Consider the following 25,378-nt stretch of genomic DNA (forward strand, 5'->3'; position numbering starts at 1 on the left):
GGAGCGGGAAACGAGGCTCGAACTCGCGACCCCGACCTTGGCAAGGTCGTGCTCTACCAACTGAGCTATTCCCGCATTTCACATTGGTGAATGAGGCAACATTATACGAAAAAATTTATTCAACGCAAGCGCAGATTTCGCAAATCATTGAGTTTGCCTAAGTTTTCATCAACCTAGATTAATAAAGTGCTCACGGTAGTAAGCTAACTCTTTAATTGATTCACGAATATCATCAAGCGCTAAATGAGTATTGCCTTTTTTAAATCCATCTAAAATTTCTGGTTTCCAGCGAGAAGCCAATTCTTTTAATGTACTGACATCCACATGACGATAGTGGAAATAATCCGCTAAATCAGGCATATATTTATAAAGAAAGCGTTTATCTTGTGCGATGCTGTTGCCACAAATCGGTGAAGCACCTTTCGGTACCCAACGTTTTAAAAAATCTAATGTTTGTAATTCTGCTGCACGTTCGGTGAGTTTGCTCGCTTTAACACGGTCAACTAAGCCATTTGCTGTGTGGGTTTTTACGCACCATTCCGACATTTTGTTTAATAATTCATCACTTTGATGCACCGCAATCACAGGTCCTTCAGCTAAAATATTGAGATCTTTATCGGTCACAATGGTCGCGATTTCAATAATGCGTTCTTTTTCAGGATCTAATCCTGTCATTTCTAAATCGATCCAAATCAGATTTTGTTTATCTAATTGCATAATATAAGGTATCCTATAAATATTTTTAATCCCGTTTATTTTAACGAAAAACATCGGAAAAAACGACCGCACTCTATGAGCAAACGTAAACTAACGCAAAATCAAACTCGTCGAATTCAATCAAATAACGCGAAAGCCTTGTATCGTCACAAGAAGAAAGAAGTGGAATGGCAAGATGATATGCTAGGCGAAAGCCAAGATGGGGTAGTCGTTACGCGTTATTCGGTTCATGCAGATGTGGAAAATGCACAAGGCGAAATTTTCCGTTGTAATTTACGTCGTACACTTTCTAGTCTCGTGGTTGGAGACAAAGTGATTTGGCGACAAGGCAATGAACAGCTTCAAGGCGTGAGTGGGGTGATTGAAGCTATTCACCCAAGACAAAATGAAATTGCTCGTCCTGATTACTATGATGGGTTGAAACCGATTGCGGCCAATATCGATCGTATTATTATTGTTTCTGCGGTGGTGCCGGTACTTTCACTCAATATTATCGATCGTTATTTAGTGGTGTGTGAAAATGCGGGGATCGAACCTGTCATTGTGGTGAATAAAGGCGATTTACTGGATGCCGAGCAAGAGCAAGAAGTGGAAAGCCAATTACAGATTTACCGTGATATTGGTTATCAGACCATCATCATTTCAGCTGAAACCGGAAAAAATATGGAAAAATTAACCGCACTTTTAAGTGACGGCACATCCATTTTTGTGGGGCAGTCAGGGGTAGGCAAATCCAGTTTAATTAACCATATTTTACCAACGGTCAATGCGCAAGTCGGTGGCATCAGTGAAACCTCAGGCTTGGGACAACATACAACCACTTCTTCTCGTTTATATCATTTACCACAAGGCGGCAATTTGATTGATTCACCGGGTATTCGTGAGTTTGGCTTATGGCATTTGGAGCCAGATCAGATTACGAAAGGCTATCGCGAGTTTCAATATGTCTTAGGTACGTGTAAATTCCGAGATTGTAAACATTTGAATGATCCTGGATGTGCATTACGCGAAGCGGTAGAGGCAGGTCGGATTTCACCAATACGCTATGAGAATTATCATCGCCTCATTGAAAGTTTGAGTGAGACGAAATCACAACGCCATTTTTCTGCGTAGTATATCTTTTATTCAAACTAGGTATTCAAACGTTTAATTTTTGTGATGTAGCTCAATTTTTTTTGTGTTTTGCCTTGATTATTGGGCATTTAATAGCGATACTACCAACGATTTATAGATTAAATTGCTTAAATTTTACTATTACTAAATAGAGGTAACATTATGTTCTCAAAAGATGTAGAAATTACAGCCCCTAATGGTTTACACACCCGTCCAGCGGCGCAATTTGTTAAAGAAGCGAAAGCGTTTGCTTCTGATGTAACAGTCACTTCTGGTGGAAAAAGTGCAAGTGCGAAAAGCTTATTTAAGCTACAAACCTTAGGTTTGACGCAAGGAACTGTAATCACCATCTCGGCGGAAGGTGAAGACGAACAACAAGCCGTTGAACATTTAGTAGCATTAATTCCTACTTTAGAATAATTGACGATAGCCACAGGATTCCTATTCTGTGGCTATTGTTTATTTAGCCTTTAATAAATTATTTCGGAATGTAAAATTATGATTACAGGTATCCCAGCATCGCCAGGTATCGTTTTTGGTAAAGCCTTAGTATTAAAAGAAGAAAAAATTGTTCTGGATTTTCAAAAAATTTCAGAAGATCAAATCGACGCAGAAGTCGCCCGTTTTTATGCTGGTCGTGAAGCTGCTGTTGAGCAACTTAATTCTATTCATCAACGCGCATTAAAATCTTTAGGGGAAGAAAAAGCGGCGATCTTTGAAGGTCATTTAATGATCCTTGAAGACGAAGAATTAGAAGAAGAAATTCTTGATTATCTTCGTTCACATAAAGTCAATGCGAGTGTCGCTGCAAGTAAAATCATCGATCAACAAGTTGAAATGTTGTCTGAAATTGATGATGAATACTTAAAAGAACGTGCGGGAGATATCCGTGATATCGGTAATCGTTTAATCAAAAATATTTTAGGTATGCACATTGTTGATCTTGGTGATATTGCCGAAGAGTCTATCCTTGTGGCTTACGATTTAACCCCATCAGAAACCGCTCAATTAAACTTAGAAAAAGTATTAGGTTTTATCACTGATATTGGTGGTAGAACATCTCACACCTCAATTATGGCTCGTTCACTTGAATTGCCGGCCATTGTTGGGACAAATGATGTCACCGCGCGAGTGAATACCGGTGATTATCTTATTTTAGATGCCGTGAACAACCGTGTTTACGTGAATCCGACTCAAGCTGAAATCGATGAATTAAAAACACTAGAAGCAAAACTGGCTGAAGAAAAAGCAGAATTAGCGAAATTAAAAGATTTGCCTGCAGTGACCCTTGATGGTCATAAAGTTGAAGTGGTTGCGAATATTGGTACGATTCGTGATTGCGAAGGTGCACATCGTAATGGTGCTGAAGGGGTGGGCTTATACCGTACTGAATTCCTCTTTATGGATCGTGATCAATTACCAAGTGAAGAAGAGCAATTCATTGCTTATAAAGAAGTGGTTGAAGCAATGGAAGGTCGTCTAGTAGTATTACGTACGATGGATATCGGCGGTGATAAAGAGCTTCCATATTTAAATTTACCAAAAGAAATGAACCCATTCTTAGGATGGCGTGCGGTACGTATTGCCCTTGATCGTCGTGAGATTTTACATGCGCAATTAAGAGCGGTATTACGTGCTTCTGCATTTGGTAAACTTGCCGTGATGTTCCCGATGATTATTTCGGTAGAAGAAATTCGCGAGTTAAAATCTGTGCTTGAAACTTTAAAAGCTGAATTACGTGCAGAAGGTAAAGCTTTTGATGAAAACATCCAAGTGGGGGTCATGGTTGAAACCCCATCAGCCGCAGTGAATGCAAAATTCTTAGCGAAAGAAGTGGATTTCTTTAGTATTGGTACAAACGATTTAACGCAATATACCTTAGCCGTTGACCGTGGTAACGAATTAATTTCTCACTTATACAATCCAATGTCACCTTCAGTACTTGGTTTGATTAAACAAGTCATTGATGCCTCTCATGCAGAAGGCAAGTGGACTGGTATGTGTGGTGAGTTAGCCGGTGATGATCGTGCAACTTTATTATTACTCGGTATGGGCTTAGATGAATTTAGTATGAGTGCAATTTCTGTACCACATATCAAGAAATTAGTGCGCCATGTGAGTTACCAAGAGGCGAAAGCATTGGCAGATGAAGCATTACAAAAACCAACAGCAGCTGAAATTGAGCAATTAATTCAAGCTTTTTTAGCAGAAAAGTCGTTAAACTAGATACAAAAACAGAGTTTTACGTTAAAATACTAGCCATCTTTAATAGATAGGAGATTAAAATGGGCTTATTTGACAAATTATTTGGTTCAAAAGAAAACAAATCAGTGGAAGTAGAAATTTATGCGCCACTTTCTGGTGAGATTGTAAATATCGAAGATGTACCAGATGTTGTTTTCTCTGAAAAAATCGTGGGTGATGGTATCGCGATTCGCCCAACGGGTAACAAAATTGTTGCGCCTGTTGATGGTGTAATTGGTAAAATTTTTGAAACCAACCACGCTTTTTCAATGGAATCAAAAGAGGGTGTTGAATTATTCGTTCACTTCGGTATTGATACCGTTGAATTAAAAGGTGAAGGATTCACTCGCATCGCACACGAAGGTCAAAGCGTAAAACGCGGCGACACAGTAATCGAATTTGATTTAGCAACATTAGAAGCAAAAGCAAAATCAGTTTTAACACCAGTGGTTATCTCTAACATGGATGAAATTTCATCTATTGAGAAAAAATCAGGTGAAGTGATTGCCGGAGAATCTGTTGTTTTAAGTTTAACAAAATAAGATTTATAGATTAAAAGATCCGCTTTAAATAAGCGGATTTTTTTATACTTATTCTTTTTTAATAAGGTAAAAATGATTTATCGATTAACTGGCCAAGTACAGCATTATGCATGGGGCGGAAAAAACTATATTGCATCATTGATTGGATTAAATTCAGCGAAAGATCAATCTTGCGCTGAGTGGTGGTTAGGCGCGCATCCATCAGCACCTTCTGAAATTGAGAATGTAACAGGTAAACAATCCCTTATTGAATTTTTATCGCAAAATCCGACCGCACTTGGGCAAGCAAGTCGTCAGCAATTTGGTGATGAACTCCCTTATTTATTAAAGATTTTAGATGTTGAAAAGCCACTTTCTATTCAATTGCATCCGACTAAATCACAAGCTGAAAAGGGCTTTGAAGCTGAAAATGCAAAAGGTGTGGCATTAACTGATAGTACTCGTACTTATAAAGACCGAAACCACAAGCCTGAAATGATGATTGCGTTATCAGATTTTTGGCTTTTACACGGTTTTAAAACAAAATCTCAAATGCTTGCTACATTAAATGAGCGCCCCTCTTTGCAACCTTTGGCTAAAAAACTCGACACACAAAGTCTTGCTGAATTTTATGCTGATGTGATGTTGGCGGATCAATCAACGCTCGCAAATTGGCTATTACCTATTATTGAAGCTAACCAACAGCCTTATAAAAATGGCGAGTTGAGGCTAGATAACCCCGATTATTGGGTGCTTTATACCATGGAAGCCATGGCGATTTCGCCTGAAAAATTAGATGCCGGCTTGGTGTGTTTTTATCTCTTCAATATCGTACATTTGAAAGAAGGGGAAGGTATTTTCCAGGATGCAGGGATTCCTCATGCTTATCTTCGCGGACAAAACGTGGAGTTAATGGCATGTTCTGATAATGTGATTCGTGGTGGCTTAACACCAAAATATGTCGATATTGTCGAATTATTAAAAATTGTGGATTGTCGCGAAGTAACACCCAAAATTATCTCAGCTGCGCCTCAAAATCAGTCAGAATTTACTTATAAAACGCCAGTAAACGATTTTGCTTTAGCTCAAATTCGTGTTGAACCACAACAACATACTAAAGTGAATCTTCAAAGTGCGGGTATTTTGTTGGTGATGCAAGGCGAGCTAAAAATACAAGAAAAATTAACCGCACTTATCTTGAAACAAGGTGAGTCAGCATTCATTACAGCGGATTCTAATGTTGAAATAATGAGTGAAAAAGGCGGTTATGCCTTCTTGGCAAAATTGCCATAAAAATTAATGTGATAAGTATCACGCTTTGTGAACTTATCACTAGATTCGTCGAAGATTTTAGGTATAGTGGGCGTCATTCAGGCGCCCTTTTTTATGTGCCTAAATTACATTGGGAGTTTTTATGTCGTTGCCTCGCTATTTTGAAGATCCGCAAACCTTGCACGTGAATACCACACCACATCATGCTTATTTTATTCCTTTTTCTTCAGCAGAAAGTGCGGTCAAAAATACACGAGAATTTTCTCCTTACTTTACCTTACTAAATGGTGAATGGGATTTTGCTTATTTTGAAAGCTATACGCACTTGCCTCAAGATTTCCTTCATTTTTCATTTACAGATAAAATCCCTGTTCCATCCAACTGGCAAAATTATGGTTACGATAATCATCAATATACCAACGTCAATTATCCTTTCCCTTTTGATCCCCCTTATGTCCCCATTGAAAATCCTTGTGGTTTGTATCATCGCGTTTTTAATGTCGAAATCAATGCTGAAAAACGGTATCTCTTAAATTTTGAAGGGGTAGATAGCTGCTTATTTGTGTATGTGAATCACCAATTTGTGGGCTACAGCCAAATTAGTCATTGCACTAGCGAATTTGATATTACTGACTTTTTGCAACAAGGAGAAAACCACTTACATGTTCTCGTGTTGAAATGGTGTGATGGCAGTTATTTGGAAGATCAAGATAAATTCCGAATGTCTGGTATTTTCCGTGATGTTTATCTGTTAGAGCGAGAAAAAAATTACTTACAAGATTTCTTCATTCAAATGCAATTGAATCAAGATCTTACTAAAGCTCAATTGTATGTGGTATGTCAGTTTACAGAATGCGAACAATCCATCTCTTGGCAATTATTTGATCCTCAAGGCAAATTGATAATAGAACAAAAAGGACTCGCATTTCATGCTGAAATTGAAAATGCACAATTATGGCATGCGGAGGAACCTCGCTTATACACGTTGATTTTGCAATATGGCTCTGAAGTGATTTGCCAAAAGGTCGGTTTACGTCATATCGAAGTGAAGAATGGTGTCATGCTATTTAATGGACAAGCCATTAAGTTTAAAGGTGTGAATCGTCACGATAGCGATCCGAAAACCGGTTATGCCATTAGTCGCGAACAAGCATTGCAAGATTTACGCTTAATGAAACAGCATAATTTTAATGCCATTCGCACAGCGCATTATCCTAATGCACCTTGGTTTACTGAATTGTGTGATGAATATGGTTTTTATGTGATTGCGGAAAGTGACATCGAATCACACGGCACGAATGCAGTCTATGTAGAGTCACCAGAAACAAGTATTTTGTTAGGGGTAAAAACAGAGATTGATCATGACGTAATTCGTCAAAAAACAATCGACAATTATTGCTATATGGCTCGAAGCCCTGAATTTAATCAAGCCATTTTAGACCGCACTTATGCCAATGTTGAGCGAGATAAAAATCGGCCTTCTGTTGTGATTTGGTCATTGGGAAATGAAAGTGGTTATGGTGAGAATTTTGAGCAAGCAGCAGCTTGGGTGAAACAGCGCGATCCAAGTCGCTTAGTGCATTATGAAAATGCGATCTTTCAACATTCAGCGCATCAAAATGACACATCTAATTTAGATTTTCATAGCGAAATGTACACCAGCACGGAAGAATTAGATGCTTATTTTGCCGATGCCCAAAATCAAAAGCCGTATCTTTTCTGTGAATACTTGCATGCGATGGGGAATTCTTGCGGAGATACAGAAGATTATTTCCAAGCCATGGAACGACACGCTGGCGCTTGTGGTGGCTTTGTGTGGGAGTGGTGCAATCATTCGCCTTATTTACCAAATTCAGCGAAGATGGGCTACGGTGGTGATTTTAATGATACACCGAATGACGGTAATTTCTGTGCTGATGGATTAGTCACGGCAGACCGCCAAATTCAAAGCAATTTGTTGGAATACAAAAATGTGTATCGTCCACTTCGTGCTATCTTAAAAAATGGTCATATTGAACTCAAAAATTATTTGGATTTTACGGATGCGGCAGAGGCTATTTCGATTCATTATCAAATCACCGAGGACTTTTCGGTTGTACAAGATGGTCAAATAGATGATTTAAACATTGCGCCAAAATCAACCGCACTTTTGCCTTTAACATTGCCAACAAGTAACGGTTCATTACAAATTTTGACCTTGACCTATCATCAAAAAACAGAAACAGGTTTAATTCCCCAAGGGCATAGTTTGGGATTTGATCAGATTATTTTGTCAGAACAATCACAATTATCCACAAATGAACTCAAACCAAATTATCAATCGATTTCTGTTTCAGAATATACCAATTTAATTTCAGTTAAAGTGGCAGATGTTGAATATCAGTTTGATCGATATAAAGGCACTATTCGACAAATTAGCAAAGATGGCGATCCTTGGTTAAATCAATCTACTGATTTCAATATTTGGCGAGCACCTTTGGATAATGATAGTTTAATTAAAGCACATTGGCTTGCCGCTGGTTACGATCGTGCGACGAGTCGTGTTTATGATTACCGTTTAATCGAGCAGGAAAGTGCGGTTGAAATTACCTTTAAATTAGGATTGGTTGCCGTATCAAAAGCGCGAATTTTGACATTGAATGTAGTGTATCGTATTGAACAAAATGGGTTGCTTCAGATTAATATTCATGCTGAAAAACAACCGCGCTTGCCATTCTTACCACGTTTTGGCTTACGTTTTTTCCTTAATCAAGGATTCAATCAAGTGGAGTATGTAGGCTATGGCCCAACGGAAAGTTATCTGGATAAGCATCACGCCACGGCTTTAGGTCGTTATAAAACAACGCCAGAAAGCAATCATGTACCTTATTTAAAACCGCAAGAAAATGGCAGCCATTATGGTTGTCTTGATGTGAAGGTGGCGAATTCGTCAGATTGCTTTACCGTGCAAAGTCATACGCCTTTTAGTATGAATGTTTCCCCTTATTCTCAAGAAGAATTGTGCAGTAAAAAGCACGAATATGATTTGGAGAAAAGTAGCAGTACGATCTTGTGTGTGGATTATAAAATGAGTGGGGTAGGCTCCAATTCTTGTGGACCCGCATTAAAAGGACAATATCGTTTGAATGAGACGGAGTGGGATTGGTCGATCTCGTTACAAATTAAATAAGATTAAATAAAAAAAGTGCGGTTGAAATTAACCGCACTTTTATATTTTTAGCAAAAATTAAGCAACAACGTTAAATTGTTCTTTCATTAATGCTTCGAAATCAGTGCAACCGCCAATTGGTTTTTCATCGATAAAGATCTGTGGCACAGTTTCCACTTCTTTACCGACAGATTTTGATAAATCTGCCTTAGAAATGCCTTCAGCGATAATATCTACATAGCGATAATCGAAATCCGCTACTTCACCTTTTAATTTTTCAGCAAGGTTTTTTGCACGTACACAATAAGGGCAGCCTGGACGACCAAAAATAACTACGAACATAAAATTTTCCTTTTATTTAAACAAAATTCCTAATGATTTTACTCTATTTCCACAAAAGCAGAAATCATTTTTCAGGATTATTGTGATTGGTGTAATATATCAACTCCTCTTTTCCTAAGGATATAACTGAATGAAATTATTGATGCTTTGCCGTGAGCCTCGCCTTTATAGCTGCCAGCGTTTAAAAGAAGCAGCGGAAAGTTGCGGGCATCAAATGGATATTTTGGATCCTAATCGTTGCATTTTAAAACTCGACAAAAATCAACCGCACTTTTCTTTGTATTATCAACAAAATGCAGAAAGTGAACCCTATTTATTGCCTGATTATGATGCTGTGTTACCACGCTTTGGGACGACAAGCACCCAAATGGGCTGTGCGGTATTGCGACATTTCCAAGGAAAAGGCGTCTATTGCCTTAATAAAGAACAAGCATTTTTATCCGCTCGCGATAAATGGCGAAGTTTGCAGATGTTATTGGAACAAGGCATTGCCGTGCCAAATTCAGTCTTATCAGGTTGTGAAGTTGAGCCGAAACAAGCCATTAAGCAAACAACCGCGCCAATGATTATTAAAACCTTAAAAGGCTCACAAGGTATTGGGGTGATCTTGGCGGAACGTCCACAAAGTGCGGTCAGTATTTTAGAAACGTTAAAAGATGCGAATGTGCCTGTTTTATTGCAAGATTTTGTCAAAGAGGCAAAAGGGACAGATATTCGCTGTTTTGTGATCGGTGATAAAGTCGTCGCCACAATGCAGCGTATTGGACAAGATGGCGAGTTTCGTGCAAATTTTCATCGTGGTGGCACTGCAGAAAAAGTTAAACTCACTGAAGAGGAAAAATCCATCGCCATTCGTGCAACTAAAGCCTTAGGGCTTGCGGTAGCCGGTGTTGATTTGATTCGTTCAAAAGAAGGGTTATTAGTGCTTGAAGTGAATGCTAGCCCAGGGTTAGAAATGATTGAGAAGACCAGTGGCATTGATATTGCATTACAGATGATCTTGTTTTTAGAACAGCAAGTTAAACAATAAAATAAAAGGGCGAACTATTCATGTTCGCCCTTGTTTTTATCCTTTTGCGTCTTGTTTAAAATCGTAATTTGGTGGTAATTCCGGCATTGTATTTTCTTCATCAAAAGGCTCGCTAGCCGGTTGATGTTGAAATTCTTTGCTATCGTGAGCCGGTTTTTCTTTACCTAATAATTGCGGTTGCAATTTGATAAAACTACTTTTATCTGAAAGCCAGACATCAATAAACGCTTGTGTAAATTTTTGATCGAATTCGTGATCTAACACGGTATCATTCAACACAAAATAGCCTTTATCCGATAAAGCAACAAAATTTAAGATGTCATTTGGTGAAAAATCAGGGAAGATTTCCTGCATTTTTTTGAGCCATGCCGTGGTGTCATCTTTACTTAAATTTTGTGATTCCATTTCTTTGGTTAAAGCAATGGCGAAGTTTTTTCCTTCTACTGGTTTTTCATATTTAATCGAAAACATTAACGGACGTTCATTTTTTTCATACGAACCCGTTTCAGAATACAAGCCGACAGTATAAACATGGAATGGCCCCCATGTGTATTCAGCATTGCCAACCGGTTGCCATTGGGCAAAAAGTGCGGTGGAAAATAAGGCTGAAATGGCAGCAATAATAAATTTCAGTTTCATAGTTTTTTTCATGTCAAAAATATTGCCGTGATTATAACAAAAAAGCCCTTTAAAAAAACACAAATAAAAAGGCAGGATAGACCTGCCTTTGACACCAAATTATTGACTGAGTTTATTTTAAGCTACCCACCATATCTTCTGGACGAACCCATTTGTCGAAATCTTCGGCTGAAACTAAGCCTAAGTTAATTGCTTCTTCACGTAGAGTTGTACCATTTTTGTGTGCAGTTTTCGCAATTTTCGCTGCATTTTCGTAACCGATGTGTGTATTAAGTGCGGTCACTAACATCAATGAATTTTCCAATTGTTGTTTAATGCGAGGGTAGTTCGGTTCAATACCGACTGCACAGTGTTCGTCAAATGATACGCAAGCATCACCTAATAATTGTGCAGATTGTAAGAAGTTCGCCACCATAACTGGGTTAAACACATTTAATTGGAAGTGACCTTGTGAGCCAACGAAGGCGATAGTGGTATCGTTACCGAATACTTGTGCACACACCATGGTTAATGCTTCACATTGTGTCGGGTTCACTTTACCTGGCATGATTGATGAGCCTGGTTCATTTTCAGGAATTAAAATTTCACCAATACCAGAGCGAGGGCCAGAGGCTAATAAACGAATGTCGTTTGCAATTTTGAATAAACTCATCGCTAATTGTTTAATTGCACCGTGAGTTTCCACAATCGCATCGTGTGCAGCTAACGCTTCAAATTTGTTTTCCGCAGTCACAAATGGTAAGCCAGTGAATTGCGCGATGTAATCTGCTACTTTTACATCATAGCCTTTTGGTGTGTTTAAACCCGTACCTACTGCAGTACCACCAAGTGCTAATTGGCTTAAGTGTGGAAGAGTATTTCTTAGTGCGCGTAAACCGAAATCTAATTGTGCTGCATAAGCAGAGAACTCTTGGCCTAATGTTAATGGGGTTGCATCCATTAAGTGAGTACGACCAATTTTTACTACATCTTTAAATTCTGCCGCTTTTTGTGCGAAAGTTTTTTGTAAACGTTCTACACAAGGAATAGTGTGTTCAACCACTTTTTTGTATGCTGCAATGTGCATAGCGGTTGGGAAGGTATCGTTAGAAGATTGTGATTTGTTTACATCATCATTCGGGTGAACGAAAGATTTTTCGCCTAATTTACCACCATGTAAAACGTGAGCGCGGTTTGCCACCACTTCGTTCACGTTCATGTTTGATTGTGTACCTGAACCGGTTTGCCAAATGACTAACGGGAATTGGTCGTCCAATTTTCCTGCAAGGATTTCATCACAGGCGGTTGCGATCAAATCACGTTTTTCTGCAGGTAATACACCTAAATCACAGTTTGCGAAAGCAGCGGCTTTTTTCAAATAACCGAACGCTTCAATAATTTCGTGCGGCATAGAAGCTGCCGGACCAATTTTGAAGTTGTTGCGAGAACGTTCGGTTTGTGCTGCCCAGTATTTATCTGCAGGAACTTGAACTTCGCCCATAGTGTCTTTTTCAATACGAAATGCCATGTGATACTCCTATCATCGAAAATAAAAATAAATCTTGAAAATTCTAACACCTACGAATTATGAATGGAATGTAACATAAAGGTTAAAAGTTACTTTTGTGATGTAGATCATAAAAGTGCGGTAAAAAATTTCCGTGTTTTTTCTATTTACTTTAATCGCCTTGTTGATGATTTATTTTTTGCTGCTTTTTTGATAAAATCCGCCAGTTTACAAAACGATAAATGGAGAAGTCGCAATCATGGCAAAAAACGCACAATTTTATCTCTTAAATCCAGAAAAGAAGATAACAGTTGAGCAACTTGCCTGTGATCTTGCCGCTCAAGCGTGGCGTTTAGGCAAGCGAGTTTTAATCGCTTGTGAAACAGAAGAGCAAGCATTTTTAATTGATGAAGCATTATGGCAACGGGATCCGAATGAGTTTGTTCCTCATAATCTTTCAGGCGAAGCAACACAATATGCGCCGCCAATTGAGATTAGTTGGAAAGGCAAACGCAATGCCCAACGTCGAGATTTGCTGATCAATTTACAAATGGAAGTGCCGGATTTTAGCCACAGCTTTACGCAATTAATTGATTTTGTACCGGTAGAAGAAACACAAAAAGCCCAAGCGCGTGAACGTTATAAAATTCTTCGCTCGCAAGGTTGGACGCTTTCTACTGAAAACACTTAATATTTTTAACTTTAAAACCTAGGAAATTAACATGAATTTAAACGCTAAAGTGGTTTTAAGCCTTATTCTTGGCGCAAGCACCTTATTATCTGCTTGTGACAATAAAGAAAATACCTCAACCCAAGTTGAGAAAGCAGTAAGAATCCCTGCACCAACAGAAAAAGCAGAAAGTGCGGTTGAAAAATCAAAAGAATTAGTGGCTGAAACTAAATCAGCCGAAAAAGTGGCTGAGAAAATAGAAAGTACAGAAGTTAAAGCTGACGTTAAAACTGCAGAAGTAAAATCTGATGTAGTCAAATTTGAAGTCAAAAAAGAAGCAAAAGTGGTTGATGTGGCAGAAAAAGTATCTGAGAAAAAAGAGACTGTTGTCGCTCAACAAGCAACAACTCCTCAGAAACCACGAGTGGTAGTGACTGAAAAAGCACCAAAAGAAAGTGCAGAACGTAAACAGCAAAGAGCCGTATTAAATGTGTTAGAAAAACAATACGAAGAAGTTCGTTGTTCTGCCAATGCGAAAAACGTAAGCGGTGATAGTTTCTGCCGTCAAGAAGAACGCCGTTTATTCTTAGAAATTCAACGTATTAAAGATGAATTAAGAGGGATTAAGGAATAATTTCATCCTGGCCAATATGAGGGCGTGCTCAATTCGCCCTCAAAATAAAAAATAGATTTTTTGTGACCGCACTTTATGAACGATATTACCTTTTATCAACGCTTTGAAGCCGATATTCTCGCTGGGCGTAAAACCATAACCATTCGAGATAAATCCGAAAGCCATTTTAAAGCAGGTGATATCTTACGTGTTGGTCGATTTGAAGATAATCAATACTTCTGCACGATTGAAGTGTTAAGTGTGTCGCCAATTACTCTTGATGAACTGACGGAACAGCACGCAGCTCAGGAAAATATGAGCTTGTCGGAATTGCGAGAAGTAATTAAAACAATTTATCCCAATGAAAATGAGTTTTGGGTGATTGAGTTTGACCTAATTAAGTAACTAAGATATTCAAGAGTGTTTCTTATGATTATTGTATTGTCAGCCATATTAGCATTTATTTCTTTTCCTTTTTTAATGAGTTTTGCTTGTATGGATGCTGGTATGGGGCCTGGCGGTCTAGGCTGTCTTGGTGTTGGAATAGGTTATACCATTGTTGCGTTTATTGTTTTTGTTATTTTGGGTGTAATGTTGAATTCACGTTTTAAAAATAAAGTACAACAAGAGAATGATGATAAACCTTTTGATTTAAGCCAAATTAAAGAAGATAAATATCACGATATTATTCGTTACTATACGGAATCTGATGAAGAGCATAAGGCGCGAAAATGAAAAAAATCGTTTTTATATTATTAAGTATGTTTCTCTATGGATGTGGCACCTTAACGACACTGAAAGATCCTTGCCCTTATATTGGAACTCGATACGATTACAATATGGTAGCTGGTAATTTTTATGATGGTGTTGGCTTTAAGCATATGACCAGACCATTATATTTTATCGATTGGCCTTTATCTGTTGTGGCTGATACAGCATTGTTACCGATCAATATTCCTCGTTACTATCTATCAGATGATGAAGTAAGAAAATCGTGTGGGCAATACGGTGACCCAAATAATAAACATCCTTGGATAAAAGATAAAAAAGAAAATTAATTATTTGTTGGGTGCGTATATTAACGTGCCAAGTATTTAATATAACGGTGTGTTTATACTCACCCTACTAAGCAAGAGAAAAATAAATGACACAAAAATTTGAAATCCATTCCCCTCTTTAGCAAAGAGGGGTTAGGGGAGATTTGGCAGAATCAAACATCAGCTAGTAAGTGATTTTGCAAAAAATTGCTTAAATTTAACCGCTTGTAAGGAATAAAATGCAACCAAACGACATCACTTTTTACCAACGTTTCGAAGCCGATATTCTCGCAGGGCGTAAAACCATCACCATTCGGGGTAAATCCGAAAGCCATTTTAAAGCAGGTGATATTCTGCGAGTGGGGCGGTTTGAAGATAATCAATATTTCTGCACCATTGAAGTGTTAAGTGTTTCACCAATTACTCTGGATGAACTGACGGAACAGCATGCCAAGCAGGAAAATATGGGATTGGATGAATTGAAAGAAGTGATTCGGGGGATTTATCCGAAGGAAGGACGGTTTTACATTATTGAGTTTATATTAAAATTTGTAGGTGAGTAAAAATGAGCGAATCAATTTTAATTTTTGGTGGAAAAAGCTTAAAAGAAATGAAAGAAGATGGTGGCATTGGTTGGTGGTGTGTTAATCAAGAGAGAGCTGAAAATTTAGAATATGCTGTGATAACTCGTTGTTTAACTCAAGAGTGGGCTACTCACGATGCCGAGCAGGGAACTGCAATTATGGTTTGCAAGCTTACGGGAATAGTTGGTAAAGCTATTGATAGTAATCGTAAATGTTTGGAGTTTAGTTCCTATGCGAAAATTAATATTCCAAATGCATGGCAAAAAATAACTAATAATCAAAGAAATCCATTCAAATATATTGAAACAAATAAATTATTAAAAGACTTAGAAATCAATATAAGTGAATTAAGTTGGTTAAACTTTTCTTAGTTTAATTTTAATAATATAGGGTAGGTCTTAGCCTACCACTTCAATTTAAACGGTGGGCTAAAGCTCATCCTACAAAAAGAGAAGATATAAATGACACAAAAATTCGAAATGGCAGACCGTTTTAATCCGTCTGCGGTAGAGCAAGCCCTTTATCAACATTGGGAAGAGAGCGGTTATTTTAAACCGTCTGAAAATGAAAACGCACCGAGCTATTGCATTGCGATTCCGCCACCGAACGTAACAGGTTCCCTACACATGGGGCATGCTTTCCAACAAACTTTAATGGATACCTTAATCCGTTTTAACCGTATGGAAGGGCATAACACCTTATGGCAAGCAGGGACAGACCACGCGGGTATCGCAACCCAAATGGTGGTGGAACGTAAAATTGCGGCTGAAGAAGGCAAAACACGCCACGATTATGGTCGTGAAGCGTTCATCAATAAGATTTGGGATTGGAAAGCCTATTCAGGCGGCACAATCAGCCAACAAATGCGCCGTTTAGGTAACTCAATCGACTGGGAACGTGAGCGTTTCACTATGGATGATGGTTTATCTAACGCGGTAAAAGAAGTGTTTGTGCGCTTGTACGAAGAAGGGTTGATTTACCGTGGCAAACGCTTAGTAAACTGGGATCCAAAACTTCATACTGCGATTTCTGATTTAGAAGTGGAAAACAAAGAGAGCAAAGGTTCCCTTTGGCATTTCCGCTATCCGTTAGCTAACGGTGCAAAAACGGCAGATGGTAAAGATTATTTAGTGGTGGCAACCACGCGTCCAGAAACCATGTTAGGCGATACAGCGGTGGCGGTGCATCCTGAAGATGAGCGTTATCAATCTTTAATCGGAAAAACTGTGGTTCTGCCATTGGCAAACCGTGAAATTCCGATTATTGCCGATGAATATGTGGATCGTGAATTTGGTACTGGTGTGGTGAAAATCACCCCTGCGCATGACTTCAACGACTACGAAGTGGGTAAACGTCACAGCTTGCCGATGGTTAACGTGTTAACTTTAAATGCAGATATTCGTGATGAAGCAGAAATTATCGGTACTGACGGCAAACCACTTGCAGGCTATGAAGCGACTATTCCTGCGGATTACCGAGGCTTAGAGCGTTTTGTTGCACGTAAGAAAATCGTGGCAGATTTTGAAGCGCTGGGTTTATTAGACGAAATCAAACCACACGATTTGAAAGTGCCTTATGGCGACCGTGGTGGCGTGCCGATTGAGCCGATGCTAACTGACCAATGGTATGTGAGCGTGAAACCGCTTGCTGATGTGGCAATTAAAGCGGTGGAAGACGGCGAAATCCAATTCGTACCGAAACAATATGAGAACCTTTACTTCTCTTGGATGCGCGATATTCAAGATTGGTGTATCTCTCGCCAACTTTGGTGGGGACACCGTATTCCAGCGTGGTATGACGCAGAAGGCAACGTTTATGTTGCGCGTAACGAAGAAGAAGTGCGGTCAAAATACAACTTAGATTCTGCGGTTGAACTTAAACAAGATGAAGATGTATTAGACACGTGGTTCTCATCAGGCTTATGGACGTTCTCTACCTTAGGTTGGCCAGAGCAAACTAAAGAGCTCAAAATGTTCCACCCAACGGATGTGTTAATCACTGGCTTCGACATCATCTTCTTCTGGGTTGCGCGTATGATTATGTTTACAATGCACTTCGTGAAAGATGAAAATGGCAAACCACAAGTACCATTCAAAACGGTGTACGTAACAGGCTTAATTCGTGATGAGCAAGGCCAAAAAATGTCGAAATCGAAAGGTAACGTGCTTGACCCAATCGATATGATTGACGGTATTAGCCTTGAAGATTTACTTGAAAAACGTACTGGCAACATGATGCAGCCGCAATTAGCGGAGAAAATTGCTAAAGCGACTCGCAAAGAATTTGCAGAGGGCATTGCCGCTCACGGTACAGACGCATTGCGATTTACATTAGCTGCGCTTGCTTCAAACGGTCGTGATATCAACTGGGATATGAAACGTTTAGAAGGCTACCGCAACTTCTGTAATAAATTATGGAATGCAAGCCGTTTCGTCTTAACGAATGAAAAATTAGATTTAAGCGAAGGTGAGATCGAATTCTCATTAGCGGATCGTTGGATTCAATCTGAATTCAATCGCACAGTAGAAACTTTCCGTAATTCATTAAGCCAATATCGTTTTGACCTGTGTGCCAATGCGATTTATGAGTTTACTTGGAACCAATTCTGTGACTGGTATTTAGAATTGACTAAACCAGTATTTGCAAATGGCAATGCAGCACAAATCCGTGCGGCAAGTCAAACTTTGGTTCACGTGTTAGAAAAATTATTACGTTTAGCACACCCGCTCATTCCATTTATTACCGAAGAAATTTGGCAAAAAGTGAAAGGATTTGTGGGCATTACGGCTGACAGTATTATGTTACAGCCTTTCCCACAAGTGGAAGAGAACGGCTTTGACCCAGAAGCAGAAGCTGAAATTGAGTGGTTAAAAGAAGTGATCGTTGCGGTACGTAATATCCGTGCAGAAAGCAACATCGCACCAAGCAAAGGCTTAGATCTGTTATTCCGTAATTTAAGCGCAGAAAACGCAAAAATTCTCGAAAAACAGACCGCTCTTTTAAAAGCGATGGCGAAGTTAGACAACGTTCAAGTGTTAGCTGCAAACGAAACCGCACCGCTTGCGGTAGCGAAACTCGTCGGCAATGCGGAATTACTCGTGCCAATGGCTGGCTTTATCAATAAAGAAGCAGAGCTTGCCCGTTTAACCAAAGAGATTGAAAAATATCAAAATGAAGTTAAACGTATCGAGAACAAACTCAGCAACGAAGCTTTTGTGGCTAAAGCACCTGAAGCAGTGATTGCAAAAGAACGTGAAAAACAAGCGGAATACCAATCAGGATTAGAAAAAATCCAAGAGCAGTATAAAGCGATTGAAGCGTTGTAGTTTTTAAATAAAGAAAGCGGTCAGATTTAAAATCTGGCCGCTTTTTTCTTTACAATACGCCAAAATTCTGTACAGCGTTTTATCTTATTTTTGTATGAATAATTTTAAATACTTGATTGTTTAGTTCAAAAAACAATCTTTTTTACTCGAAAAATGTGATCTTGATCCAATTTTAGAAAATTGGTGCGGTTCCTCCCATTGACACCATAGGTTTATTTTGTAATATTTGCGGCGTCTATTTCGGAGATTGAGCTTTTTTATGAAAAATTGCTTCAATCAAAAATCATCGGTAACAACCAAAAGGAATAACAATTATGAAAAAGACACTAGCAGCATTAATCGTTTCCGCAGTTGCAGCTTCAGCAGCAAACGCAGCAGTAGTTTATGATAACGAAGGTACTAACGTTCAATTAAACGGTTCTCTTCGTTTAATCTTAGAAAAAGCGGATAAAAAAGAGTACGACGCCGCTAACCACTCAACCAAAAAAGCTAACTCTGCTTTACGTAACGCAGGTTCACGTTTCGGTATCACAGTAAAACACAACTTAGATAACGATTTCTATGCGCTAGGTCGTTTAGAATTCCGTTTTGATGATACAGAATCTCGTGATCAATTCGGTAGCCTTTATGCTAAACGTGCTTATGTAGGTTTAGGTAGCAAAGCAACTGGTGATATCACATTCGGTCGTCAATTAACTATTGCAGATGATTTAAGCCAAGCTAATGACTATGAATATGGTTTCATTCCAAAAGGTAAATATATTCCAACTTCAGGCACTGGTGTAGTACGTTACGACTATAAAGGTATCGAAGGTTTACAATTAAGTGCAAACTACAACTTCGGTCAACGTCATAATGACAAAGGTGAACCGCTTAAAACAGGTCTTAAAAATGCATATGGTTTAGGTGCATTATACACAGCGGGTGATTTAGATGCGCGTTTCGCTTATGGTCACACTAACCTTGAAACTAATGCAACATATAAACACCGTGTAGATGGTTTCTTAGCATCATTAGGCTATAAATTTGGTGATTTCACATTAACTGGTGACTTTGGTTACGCACATGCTAAGAAAAATGATGACAAAACAAACAAATTCTATGTATCTCCAGGTTTTGCATATCAAGTTACCCCTATGTCTCAAGTATATGGTAACTACCTATATGAACGCGTGAAAGGTGAATCTGATAAAGACAAAACTCACGCTTTCTTACTTGGTGCAGACTACAAACTTCATAAACAAGTTGTATTATTTGTAGAAGGCAAATATGCGACTACTAAAGAGTACGTTAACGATTCTTACGATGGTAAAGTTAAAGACAGAGCTATCGGTGTAGGTATGCGTGTATTCTTCTAATCTTTGATTAGATAAGAATCTTAGAAGGCGAATCGAAAGGTTCGCCTTTTTGTTTATTTTTAAATCTCCCCAAACCCCTCTTTACAAAAGAGGGGCTTTTTTATGATGTTGCTTTTAATGATTTTATTAGGAATATATTTGAGAGAGTTAAGAACGGAGAACGTTTATGAGGCTATTAAGCTCCCCCTCTTTCGTAAAGAGGGGGTAGGAGGGAGATTTAACTATTCCAATTTATTTAAAATTAATCTCCCCAACCCCTCTTTACAAAAGAGGGGCTTTTTTATGATGTTGCTTTTAGTGATTTTATTAGAAATATCTTTAAGGGATAGCTAAGAGCTGAGGGCATTTATTTGCCATTAAAATCCCCCCTCTTTCGCAAAGAGGGGACTAGGGGGAGATTTAATTATTTCAACTTATCCAAAACCAATTTCCCCATCATTTCAATATGTGCTTTTTCAGCATTCAATGCGGGGATATAGTGATAAGACACACCGCCATGATTTAAGAATGTTTCTTTATTTTCAACCTCAATTTCTTCTAAGGTTTCTAAACAATCCACTGAAAAACCTGGGCAAATTACCGCGATTTTTTGAATACCCTGAGAAGCGGCTTCTTCTAAAAAGTGATCCGTATAAGGTTGTAACCATTCTTCACGACCAAAACGAGATTGGAAGGTCATATTCCATTGGTTTTCGGTTAAACCGAGTTTATCCACAATGGCAATCGTGGTTTGTTTACAATGCTGACGATAATAATCGCCCATATTCTCATAACGTAATGGAATACCATGATAAGAAAAGAGCAAAAACTCATCTGGTTTTAACCGCACTTTGATGGAATCCACCAACGCATTAATGTAGTTTTCATCAAGATGATAAGAATGAATAAACTCAAAAGGCACAATATTGCGCTCTTGCGCAATGGCACGATTAAACGCATCGATTAATGCGCCTGTTGTGGTGCTAGAATATTGTGGATAAAGCGGCAACACAATCATGCGTTCTACATCATTTTTAAGTAAATTTTTGACCGCACTTTGCATAGAAGGATTGCCGTAAGTCATGGCAATTTCGACTTGTGCATTGATACCTTGTTCAGTCAAATAAGCTTGTAAACCCGCTTGTTGTTGCGTGGTAATGGCAAGCAGGGGAGAGCCTTGTTCAGTCCAAATAGATTGATAATTTCGTGCAATGCGTTTAGAACGCATAGGTAAAATAATGGCTTTTAAAAGGGGATACCATTTCCAACGAGGTAAATCTACCACGCGAGGATCCATTAAAAATTCCCACAAATAACGAGAGATCGCCGCGGGTTGAGGGGCATCTGGCGTACCAAGATTCGCTAAAATGATGCCGATTTTTTTTGTTGTATTCATAAATGTTTGATAGAAAGCGTTAATCGAGAAACGCAACAGAGTTTATCTTGTTCATCGCGAATGTCAATTTGCCAAACATGAGTATTTTGACTTAAAGCAATTGGTGTTGCCTTTGCCGTCACAAAACCTTTTTTCACAGGGCGAAGATGATTGGCGTTGATGTCTAATCCCAAGGCAACTTGACCTTCTTCTATGCTGAGAAATCCTGCCAGCGAGCCAATGGTTTCAGCCAACGCGACAGATACGCCACCATGTAATAAACCGAAAGGTTGAGTGGTGCGATGATCAACAGGCATTTTTGCCTCAATCCAGTTTTCACCATAAGCTGAGATCTCAATACCTAAATGCCCAACAGCACAATGTTTCCCCATTTCATTAAGATGCTCAAGGGTAAAGTGTTTTTTCCAAATCATATATTCTTCCTAGATCTAATTTAAAATCTCAAGCAATGCTTGAACAGGGTGTTTTAAGATGGCTTTTTCATATCGCTTCACTTGGCTACGGCAAGAATAGCCAGTTGCGAGACAATGATTCGGATCTTTACCTTGTAATTTTTTGCCCCAAGATACGTCATAAATGTCTTTTGACATGGTTTGATTTTGAACCTCATGACCAAATACGCCCGCCATACCACAACAGCCGACTTTCTCAACGTTCAATGTTTGTCCAAATTGCGCAAAAATATACTGCCATTCTTTTGGGCTGTTTGGCATAAAGGTGGATTCAGTACAATGAGGGAATAAATGCCACTCAAAAGTGCGGTCAGATTTTGCGATATTTTTCACCGCACTTTGTAATGTGTTACAGTCTAACTGATTGGTCAGCCATTCATGCGCTGTGAGTACATGGAAATCACCGCGAGAATCACCTAATGCTTCTTTATATTCATCACGATAAGAAAGCACAATAGCTGGATCTACGCCGACCAAAGGCACATTTAATTTAGCGACGCGATTTAAAAATTCCGCTTGTGTTTTTGCGGTTTTACTAAAGCGAGCTAAAAAACCTTTAATATGCATGGCTTTGCCATTGGGTTTGAAAGGCAGAAGGATTGGTGAGAATCCTAATTTTTGTGTGAGCACGACAAAGTCTCGCACTACTTTGGCATCGTAATAAGAGGTATAAGGATCTTGTACGATAAAGAGCATATTGGCTTTTTCTGTTGCACTGAGACCTTCCAATTCTTCTAATTTTTTGCCTTGATAACCAATTTCCACTAATTGTTGTTGAAGGTTTGGCTCAGAAAGGAGAGGCAAATCAGTCATGCCAAGCGTTTTTTCAACCAAGCTTTGAGTGACTTTCAGCTTGGTAAAGTAATTGAATAATGCCGGTTGTTTCGCCATATAAGGTGCAGCAACTTCTAAATTTGCTACAAGATGATCTTTGGCTGGGCGCAAATAACGACTGTGGTAGAAATGGAAAAATTTCGCACGGAAACTTGGTACGTCAATTTTAATCGGGCATTGGCTTGCACAGGCTTTACAAGCCAGACAAGTATCCATTGCCGCTTTTACTTCATGTGAGAAGTCATATTCACCACGCCATTTCTGCACGCTATTGCGGAAACGTTCCACAAGTGCGGTCAGTTTTACTTGCGTTTTATGAAAATCTAATTGATCAGGCGATACGTTTTCATTCGCCATCAATCGCAGCCACTCACGCACCATCGCGGCTCGTCCTTTTGGCGAGAATATGCGATTTTTACTCACTTTCATGGAAGGGCACATAATGCTGTGCTCATCAAAGTTAAAGCAAAGTCCATTACCGTTACAGTTCATCGCACCTTTGAATTCGTCTCGCATCTGAATCGGGATTTGGCGATCATTGTCAGCACGCATTGGCGAGAGAATGGAATAGAGTTCCGCATCGCTATTAAGTGGCGTACAGATTTTACCTGGATTCAGACGATTATTTGGGTCAAATAAAAATTTCACATAACGCAATTCTTGCCAAAGTTCGGGAGTAAAGAATTTCTCGCCATAATGAGAACGTACGCCTTTGCCGTGTTCCCCCCATAACAAACCGCCATATTTTACTGTTAGCTCAGCAACCTCATCTGAAATTTGTTTAAAGAGTTTGACTTGTTCTTTATCGCATAAGTCTAAAGCGGGGCGCACGTGCAATACACCAGCATCCACATGGCCAAACATCCCATATTGCAGATTGTGACTATCTAATAAGGCTCTAAATTCTGCAATGTAATCAGCGAGATGTTCTGGTGGAACACAGGTATCTTCCACAAAAGGAATCGGTTTGGCCGCACCTTTCGCATTCCCCAATAGCCCCACCGCTTTTTTACGCATGGCGTAAATACGTTCAATAGAAGGCAAGTCAGAACAAAGTTGATAGCCGATAATATGATCTTTGCCTTGTGCAATTTTTTCATCTAATTGCTGACAAAGTGCGGTCACTTGGCTGTCGATTTTAGCTTGATTGTTGCCCGCATATTCAACAATGTTTAAACCAAGAATTGGATTTTGTTCTTCTTCTGTTAAAAGTTCTTTCACTGAATGCCAAATAATATCTTGCTTAGCAAGGTTCAGCACTTTGGAATCGACGGTTTCGACTGAAAGGGCATTGGCTTTCACCATAAAAGGCGCATTGCGAAGTGCGGCATCAAATGAGCTGTACTTCACATTAATTAAGGTACGATATTTAGGAATCGGCAATAAATTGAGTTTAGCTTCGCAGATAAATGCAAGTGAACCTTCTGACCCCGTTAAAATTCGGGTGAGATTAAATTCACTTTCATCTTTATTAAAGACATTCTTAAGATCGTAACCGGTGAGAAAGCGATTCAGTTGTGGTAAATCTTGAATGATTGAGGCGCGCTTCTCTTTACAACGTTGGAAAATCGTTTGGTGTAGCGTTTTTCCATTTTCTGCAAGCGGGTAGTTTTCTAAAACATCACCAGATTTGACCGCACTTGTATCTAATATTTCACCATTCATTAAAACAGAACGTAATGCTAAAACGTGATCAGAGGTTTTTCCGTATTGCAGTGAGCCTTGACCGGAAGCATCGGTATTAATCATGCCACCGAGGGTTGCTCGATTACTGGTAGAGAGTTCTGGCGCAAAGAATAAGCCGTGAGGTTTTAAAAATTGGTTTAGTTGGTCTTTTACTACACCTGCTTGTACGCGAACCCAACGTTCTTCTATATTAAGCTCTAAAATGCCCGTCATGTGGCGAGAGAGATCCACAATAATATTGTTATTAATAGATTGCCCATTTGTGCCCGTGCCGCCACCGCGAGGCGTGAAGGTCAGCTGAAGGTATTTCTCTTTATTGGCTAATTTGGTGATGCGTACCACATCTGCAACAGATTTAGGGAACAAAATAGCCTGTGGAAGTTGTTGATAGACGCTGTTATCCGTAGCGAGACTTAAACGGTCGGCATAATTTGAGGCAATATCACCTTCAAAATGCTGTTTTTGGAGTTCGCTAAGATAATCACTTACCACGTTATTAAGTTGTGGCACATTAGAAAGACGGGGCAACATAAAATCACTCACACATAAATATAAATAGAGAAGAAAGTGAATTTGATGATATATGAAGCTCAAAAAAAAGTCGATTTGAACAAAAGATATTTTTTGTTAGAATAGAAAACGGGTTAAAAATTAACCCGTTTTTTGTGAATGAACGTTCATTTCAGGGGTTGTTTGTCTATAAAATAATCAAAAAAGGTAAAAAAGGTTTGATCTTTGATGTTTTTATAGGATAATAGCCATACTTTTGAACGTTCCTTTGGCTATGGCAAAGGAATTGAATTTGTCAAAAGGATAAGTTAGGGCAAATTCAAAACCCTAGTTAAGCAATGTTTAGAGTGTTTCTTTTTTATAAAGTTCACAATAAACAAGGAAACTTTTCTTAATTAATAACGATGACTAAATAGAGGAC

The 25,378-nt window shown here is 38.9% G+C and carries 24 protein-coding genes and 1 tRNA gene; 17 read left to right on the forward strand and 8 right to left on the reverse strand.

Translation table 11 applies throughout. The features are described from left to right. Window positions 1-2: 2 nt before the first annotated feature. Window positions 3-75, reverse strand: a tRNA-Gly gene (locus tag QP437_RS01785). 93 nt (window positions 76-168) lie between these two features. Then, window positions 169-717, reverse strand: coding sequence for an oligoribonuclease (gene orn, locus QP437_RS01790; protein WP_049370207.1), 549 nt, complete (start codon window positions 715-717; stop codon window positions 169-171). A gap of 75 nt (window positions 718-792) precedes the next feature. On the opposite strand from orn, the gene rsgA reads away from it, so the two are divergent. From rsgA to QP437_RS01820, 6 genes are all read left to right on the forward strand, one after another. Beyond that, window positions 793-1,830 (forward strand): small ribosomal subunit biogenesis GTPase RsgA, encoded by a 1,038-nt coding sequence (gene rsgA / locus QP437_RS01795; RefSeq protein ID WP_285266738.1) that lies wholly within the window; start codon window positions 793-795, stop codon window positions 1,828-1,830. Between the two features lie 162 nt (window positions 1,831-1,992). Beyond that, window positions 1,993-2,250 (forward strand): phosphocarrier protein Hpr, encoded by a 258-nt coding sequence (gene ptsH, locus QP437_RS01800; protein ID WP_005695633.1) that lies wholly within the window; start codon window positions 1,993-1,995, stop codon window positions 2,248-2,250. Between the two features lie 78 nt (window positions 2,251-2,328). After that, complete coding sequence (gene ptsI, locus QP437_RS01805) at window positions 2,329-4,056, forward strand: phosphoenolpyruvate-protein phosphotransferase PtsI (protein WP_285266739.1); 1,728 nt, start codon at window positions 2,329-2,331, stop codon at window positions 4,054-4,056. Between the two features lie 59 nt (window positions 4,057-4,115). Then, the gene (crr, locus tag QP437_RS01810) at window positions 4,116-4,616 is read left to right on the forward strand and encodes a PTS glucose transporter subunit IIA (RefSeq protein WP_285266740.1); all 501 of its coding nucleotides are present in this window, start codon (window positions 4,116-4,118) and stop codon (window positions 4,614-4,616) included. A 72-nt stretch (window positions 4,617-4,688) separates the two neighbouring features. Next, entirely contained in the window at window positions 4,689-5,888 is a 1,200-nt protein-coding gene (gene manA / locus QP437_RS01815) for a mannose-6-phosphate isomerase, class I (protein ID WP_285266741.1), read from the forward strand. Between the two features lie 121 nt (window positions 5,889-6,009). After that, window positions 6,010-9,036, forward strand: a complete 3,027-nt coding sequence (locus tag QP437_RS01820) for a glycoside hydrolase family 2 TIM barrel-domain containing protein (RefSeq protein ID WP_285266742.1) — start codon at window positions 6,010-6,012, stop codon at window positions 9,034-9,036. Window positions 9,037-9,093: 57 nt separating this feature from the next. Here QP437_RS01820 and QP437_RS01825 read toward each other — a convergent pair whose 3' ends face one another. Continuing rightward, window positions 9,094-9,357, reverse strand: coding sequence for a GrxA family glutaredoxin (locus QP437_RS01825; protein ID WP_005695639.1), 264 nt, complete (start codon window positions 9,355-9,357; stop codon window positions 9,094-9,096). 130 nt (window positions 9,358-9,487) lie between these two features. Here QP437_RS01825 and QP437_RS01830 point away from each other — a divergent pair, with 130 nt between their 5' ends. Then, window positions 9,488-10,387 carry a RimK family alpha-L-glutamate ligase gene (locus QP437_RS01830; RefSeq protein WP_285266743.1) on the forward strand — a complete coding sequence of 300 codons (900 nt, stop codon included), beginning with the start codon at window positions 9,488-9,490 and terminating at the stop codon, window positions 10,385-10,387. Window positions 10,388-10,423: 36 nt separating this feature from the next. Here QP437_RS01830 and QP437_RS01835 read toward each other — a convergent pair whose 3' ends face one another. Further along, window positions 10,424-11,026, reverse strand: a complete 603-nt coding sequence (locus QP437_RS01835) for a chalcone isomerase family protein (protein ID WP_165816463.1) — start codon at window positions 11,024-11,026, stop codon at window positions 10,424-10,426. A 112-nt stretch (window positions 11,027-11,138) separates the two neighbouring features. Further along, window positions 11,139-12,533, reverse strand: coding sequence for a class II fumarate hydratase (gene fumC, locus QP437_RS01840; protein ID WP_285266744.1), 1,395 nt, complete (start codon window positions 12,531-12,533; stop codon window positions 11,139-11,141). Window positions 12,534-12,771: 238 nt separating this feature from the next. On the opposite strand from fumC, the gene QP437_RS01845 reads away from it, so the two are divergent. From QP437_RS01845 to QP437_RS01890, 10 genes are all read left to right on the forward strand, one after another. Beyond that, window positions 12,772-13,203: a DNA polymerase III subunit chi gene (locus QP437_RS01845; RefSeq protein ID WP_049355404.1), complete on the forward strand. Its 432-nt coding sequence runs from the start codon at window positions 12,772-12,774 to the stop codon at window positions 13,201-13,203. A gap of 31 nt (window positions 13,204-13,234) precedes the next feature. Beyond that, on the forward strand, window positions 13,235-13,816 hold the full coding sequence (locus QP437_RS01850) for a hypothetical protein (protein WP_285266745.1): 582 nt from the start codon (window positions 13,235-13,237) through the stop codon (window positions 13,814-13,816). A gap of 75 nt (window positions 13,817-13,891) precedes the next feature. After that, on the forward strand, window positions 13,892-14,200 hold the full coding sequence (gene yqfB / locus QP437_RS01855; protein WP_285266746.1) for a N(4)-acetylcytidine aminohydrolase: 309 nt from the start codon (window positions 13,892-13,894) through the stop codon (window positions 14,198-14,200). Between the two features lie 24 nt (window positions 14,201-14,224). Continuing rightward, window positions 14,225-14,530 (forward strand): hypothetical protein, encoded by a 306-nt coding sequence (locus tag QP437_RS01860; protein ID WP_054418557.1) that lies wholly within the window; start codon window positions 14,225-14,227, stop codon window positions 14,528-14,530. Further along, window positions 14,527-14,853 (forward strand): YceK/YidQ family lipoprotein, encoded by a 327-nt coding sequence (locus QP437_RS01865; protein WP_285266747.1) that lies wholly within the window; start codon window positions 14,527-14,529, stop codon window positions 14,851-14,853. The genes QP437_RS01860 and QP437_RS01865 overlap by 4 nt, the downstream gene beginning before the upstream one ends. 218 nt (window positions 14,854-15,071) lie before the next feature. Next, a complete protein-coding gene (gene yqfB / locus QP437_RS01870; protein ID WP_285266748.1) occupies window positions 15,072-15,395 on the forward strand; it encodes a N(4)-acetylcytidine aminohydrolase in 324 nt (107 codons plus the stop codon). 2 nt (window positions 15,396-15,397) lie between these two features. Further along, window positions 15,398-15,787, forward strand: a complete 390-nt coding sequence (locus QP437_RS01875) for a hypothetical protein (RefSeq protein WP_285266749.1) — start codon at window positions 15,398-15,400, stop codon at window positions 15,785-15,787. A 90-nt stretch (window positions 15,788-15,877) separates the two neighbouring features. Further along, window positions 15,878-18,742, forward strand: a complete 2,865-nt coding sequence (gene valS / locus QP437_RS01880) for a valine--tRNA ligase (protein WP_285266750.1) — start codon at window positions 15,878-15,880, stop codon at window positions 18,740-18,742. A gap of 314 nt (window positions 18,743-19,056) precedes the next feature. Continuing rightward, window positions 19,057-20,100 carry a porin gene (locus QP437_RS01885; protein ID WP_285266751.1) on the forward strand — a complete coding sequence of 348 codons (1,044 nt, stop codon included), beginning with the start codon at window positions 19,057-19,059 and terminating at the stop codon, window positions 20,098-20,100. Between the two features lie 102 nt (window positions 20,101-20,202). Further along, complete coding sequence (locus QP437_RS01890) at window positions 20,203-20,433, forward strand: hypothetical protein (RefSeq protein ID WP_285266752.1); 231 nt, start codon at window positions 20,203-20,205, stop codon at window positions 20,431-20,433. Window positions 20,434-20,503: 70 nt separating this feature from the next. On the opposite strand, the gene hemH is transcribed toward QP437_RS01890, so the two are convergent. From hemH to QP437_RS01905, 3 genes are read right to left on the reverse strand one after another with little or no spacing between them, the layout of a single operon-like run. After that, window positions 20,504-21,475 (reverse strand): ferrochelatase, encoded by a 972-nt coding sequence (gene hemH / locus QP437_RS01895; RefSeq protein WP_285266753.1) that lies wholly within the window; start codon window positions 21,473-21,475, stop codon window positions 20,504-20,506. Beyond that, a complete protein-coding gene (locus tag QP437_RS01900) occupies window positions 21,472-21,888 on the reverse strand; it encodes a hotdog fold thioesterase (protein WP_285266754.1) in 417 nt (138 codons plus the stop codon). The genes hemH and QP437_RS01900 overlap by 4 nt, the downstream gene beginning before the upstream one ends. A gap of 15 nt (window positions 21,889-21,903) precedes the next feature. Beyond that, complete coding sequence (locus QP437_RS01905) at window positions 21,904-24,978, reverse strand: FAD-binding and (Fe-S)-binding domain-containing protein (RefSeq protein WP_285266755.1); 3,075 nt, start codon at window positions 24,976-24,978, stop codon at window positions 21,904-21,906. Window positions 24,979-25,378: the final 400 nt, after the last annotated feature.

It is taken from the genome of Haemophilus sp. UMB1048, from assembly GCF_030218125.1.
In the GTDB taxonomy this organism is placed as follows: Bacteria; Pseudomonadota; Gammaproteobacteria; order Enterobacterales; family Pasteurellaceae; genus Haemophilus_D.

Bases quoted from the DNA above. Each gene is read 5' to 3' on its own strand.
- hemH (WP_285266753.1), bottom strand. From the start codon at position 21,475: ATGAATACAACAAAAAAAATCGGCATCATTTTAGCGAATCTTGGTACG.
- QP437_RS01890 (WP_285266752.1), top strand. From the start codon at position 20,203: ATGATGTTGCTTTTAATGATTTTATTAGGAATATATTTGAGAGAGTTA.
- QP437_RS01825 (WP_005695639.1), bottom strand. From the start codon at position 9,357: ATGTTCGTAGTTATTTTTGGTCGTCCAGGCTGCCCTTATTGTGTACGT.
- yqfB (WP_285266748.1), top strand. From the start codon at position 15,072: ATGCAACCAAACGACATCACTTTTTACCAACGTTTCGAAGCCGATATT.
- ptsH (WP_005695633.1), top strand. From the start codon at position 1,993: ATGTTCTCAAAAGATGTAGAAATTACAGCCCCTAATGGTTTACACACC.
- crr (WP_285266740.1), top strand. From the start codon at position 4,116: ATGGGCTTATTTGACAAATTATTTGGTTCAAAAGAAAACAAATCAGTG.
- QP437_RS01875 (WP_285266749.1), top strand. From the start codon at position 15,398: ATGAGCGAATCAATTTTAATTTTTGGTGGAAAAAGCTTAAAAGAAATG.
- QP437_RS01865 (WP_285266747.1), top strand. From the start codon at position 14,527: ATGAAAAAAATCGTTTTTATATTATTAAGTATGTTTCTCTATGGATGT.
- yqfB (WP_285266746.1), top strand. From the start codon at position 13,892: ATGAACGATATTACCTTTTATCAACGCTTTGAAGCCGATATTCTCGCT.
- manA (WP_285266741.1), top strand. From the start codon at position 4,689: ATGATTTATCGATTAACTGGCCAAGTACAGCATTATGCATGGGGCGGA.
- rsgA (WP_285266738.1), top strand. From the start codon at position 793: ATGAGCAAACGTAAACTAACGCAAAATCAAACTCGTCGAATTCAATCA.
- QP437_RS01860 (WP_054418557.1), top strand. From the start codon at position 14,225: ATGATTATTGTATTGTCAGCCATATTAGCATTTATTTCTTTTCCTTTT.
- ptsI (WP_285266739.1), top strand. From the start codon at position 2,329: ATGATTACAGGTATCCCAGCATCGCCAGGTATCGTTTTTGGTAAAGCC.
- QP437_RS01850 (WP_285266745.1), top strand. From the start codon at position 13,235: ATGAATTTAAACGCTAAAGTGGTTTTAAGCCTTATTCTTGGCGCAAGC.
- QP437_RS01835 (WP_165816463.1), bottom strand. From the start codon at position 11,026: ATGAAACTGAAATTTATTATTGCTGCCATTTCAGCCTTATTTTCCACC.
- fumC (WP_285266744.1), bottom strand. From the start codon at position 12,533: ATGGCATTTCGTATTGAAAAAGACACTATGGGCGAAGTTCAAGTTCCT.
- valS (WP_285266750.1), top strand. From the start codon at position 15,878: ATGACACAAAAATTCGAAATGGCAGACCGTTTTAATCCGTCTGCGGTA.
- QP437_RS01900 (WP_285266754.1), bottom strand. From the start codon at position 21,888: ATGATTTGGAAAAAACACTTTACCCTTGAGCATCTTAATGAAATGGGG.
- QP437_RS01885 (WP_285266751.1), top strand. From the start codon at position 19,057: ATGAAAAAGACACTAGCAGCATTAATCGTTTCCGCAGTTGCAGCTTCA.
- orn (WP_049370207.1), bottom strand. From the start codon at position 717: ATGCAATTAGATAAACAAAATCTGATTTGGATCGATTTAGAAATGACA.
- QP437_RS01905 (WP_285266755.1), bottom strand. From the start codon at position 24,978: ATGTTGCCCCGTCTTTCTAATGTGCCACAACTTAATAACGTGGTAAGT.
- QP437_RS01830 (WP_285266743.1), top strand. From the start codon at position 9,488: ATGAAATTATTGATGCTTTGCCGTGAGCCTCGCCTTTATAGCTGCCAG.
- QP437_RS01845 (WP_049355404.1), top strand. From the start codon at position 12,772: ATGGCAAAAAACGCACAATTTTATCTCTTAAATCCAGAAAAGAAGATA.
- QP437_RS01820 (WP_285266742.1), top strand. From the start codon at position 6,010: ATGTCGTTGCCTCGCTATTTTGAAGATCCGCAAACCTTGCACGTGAAT.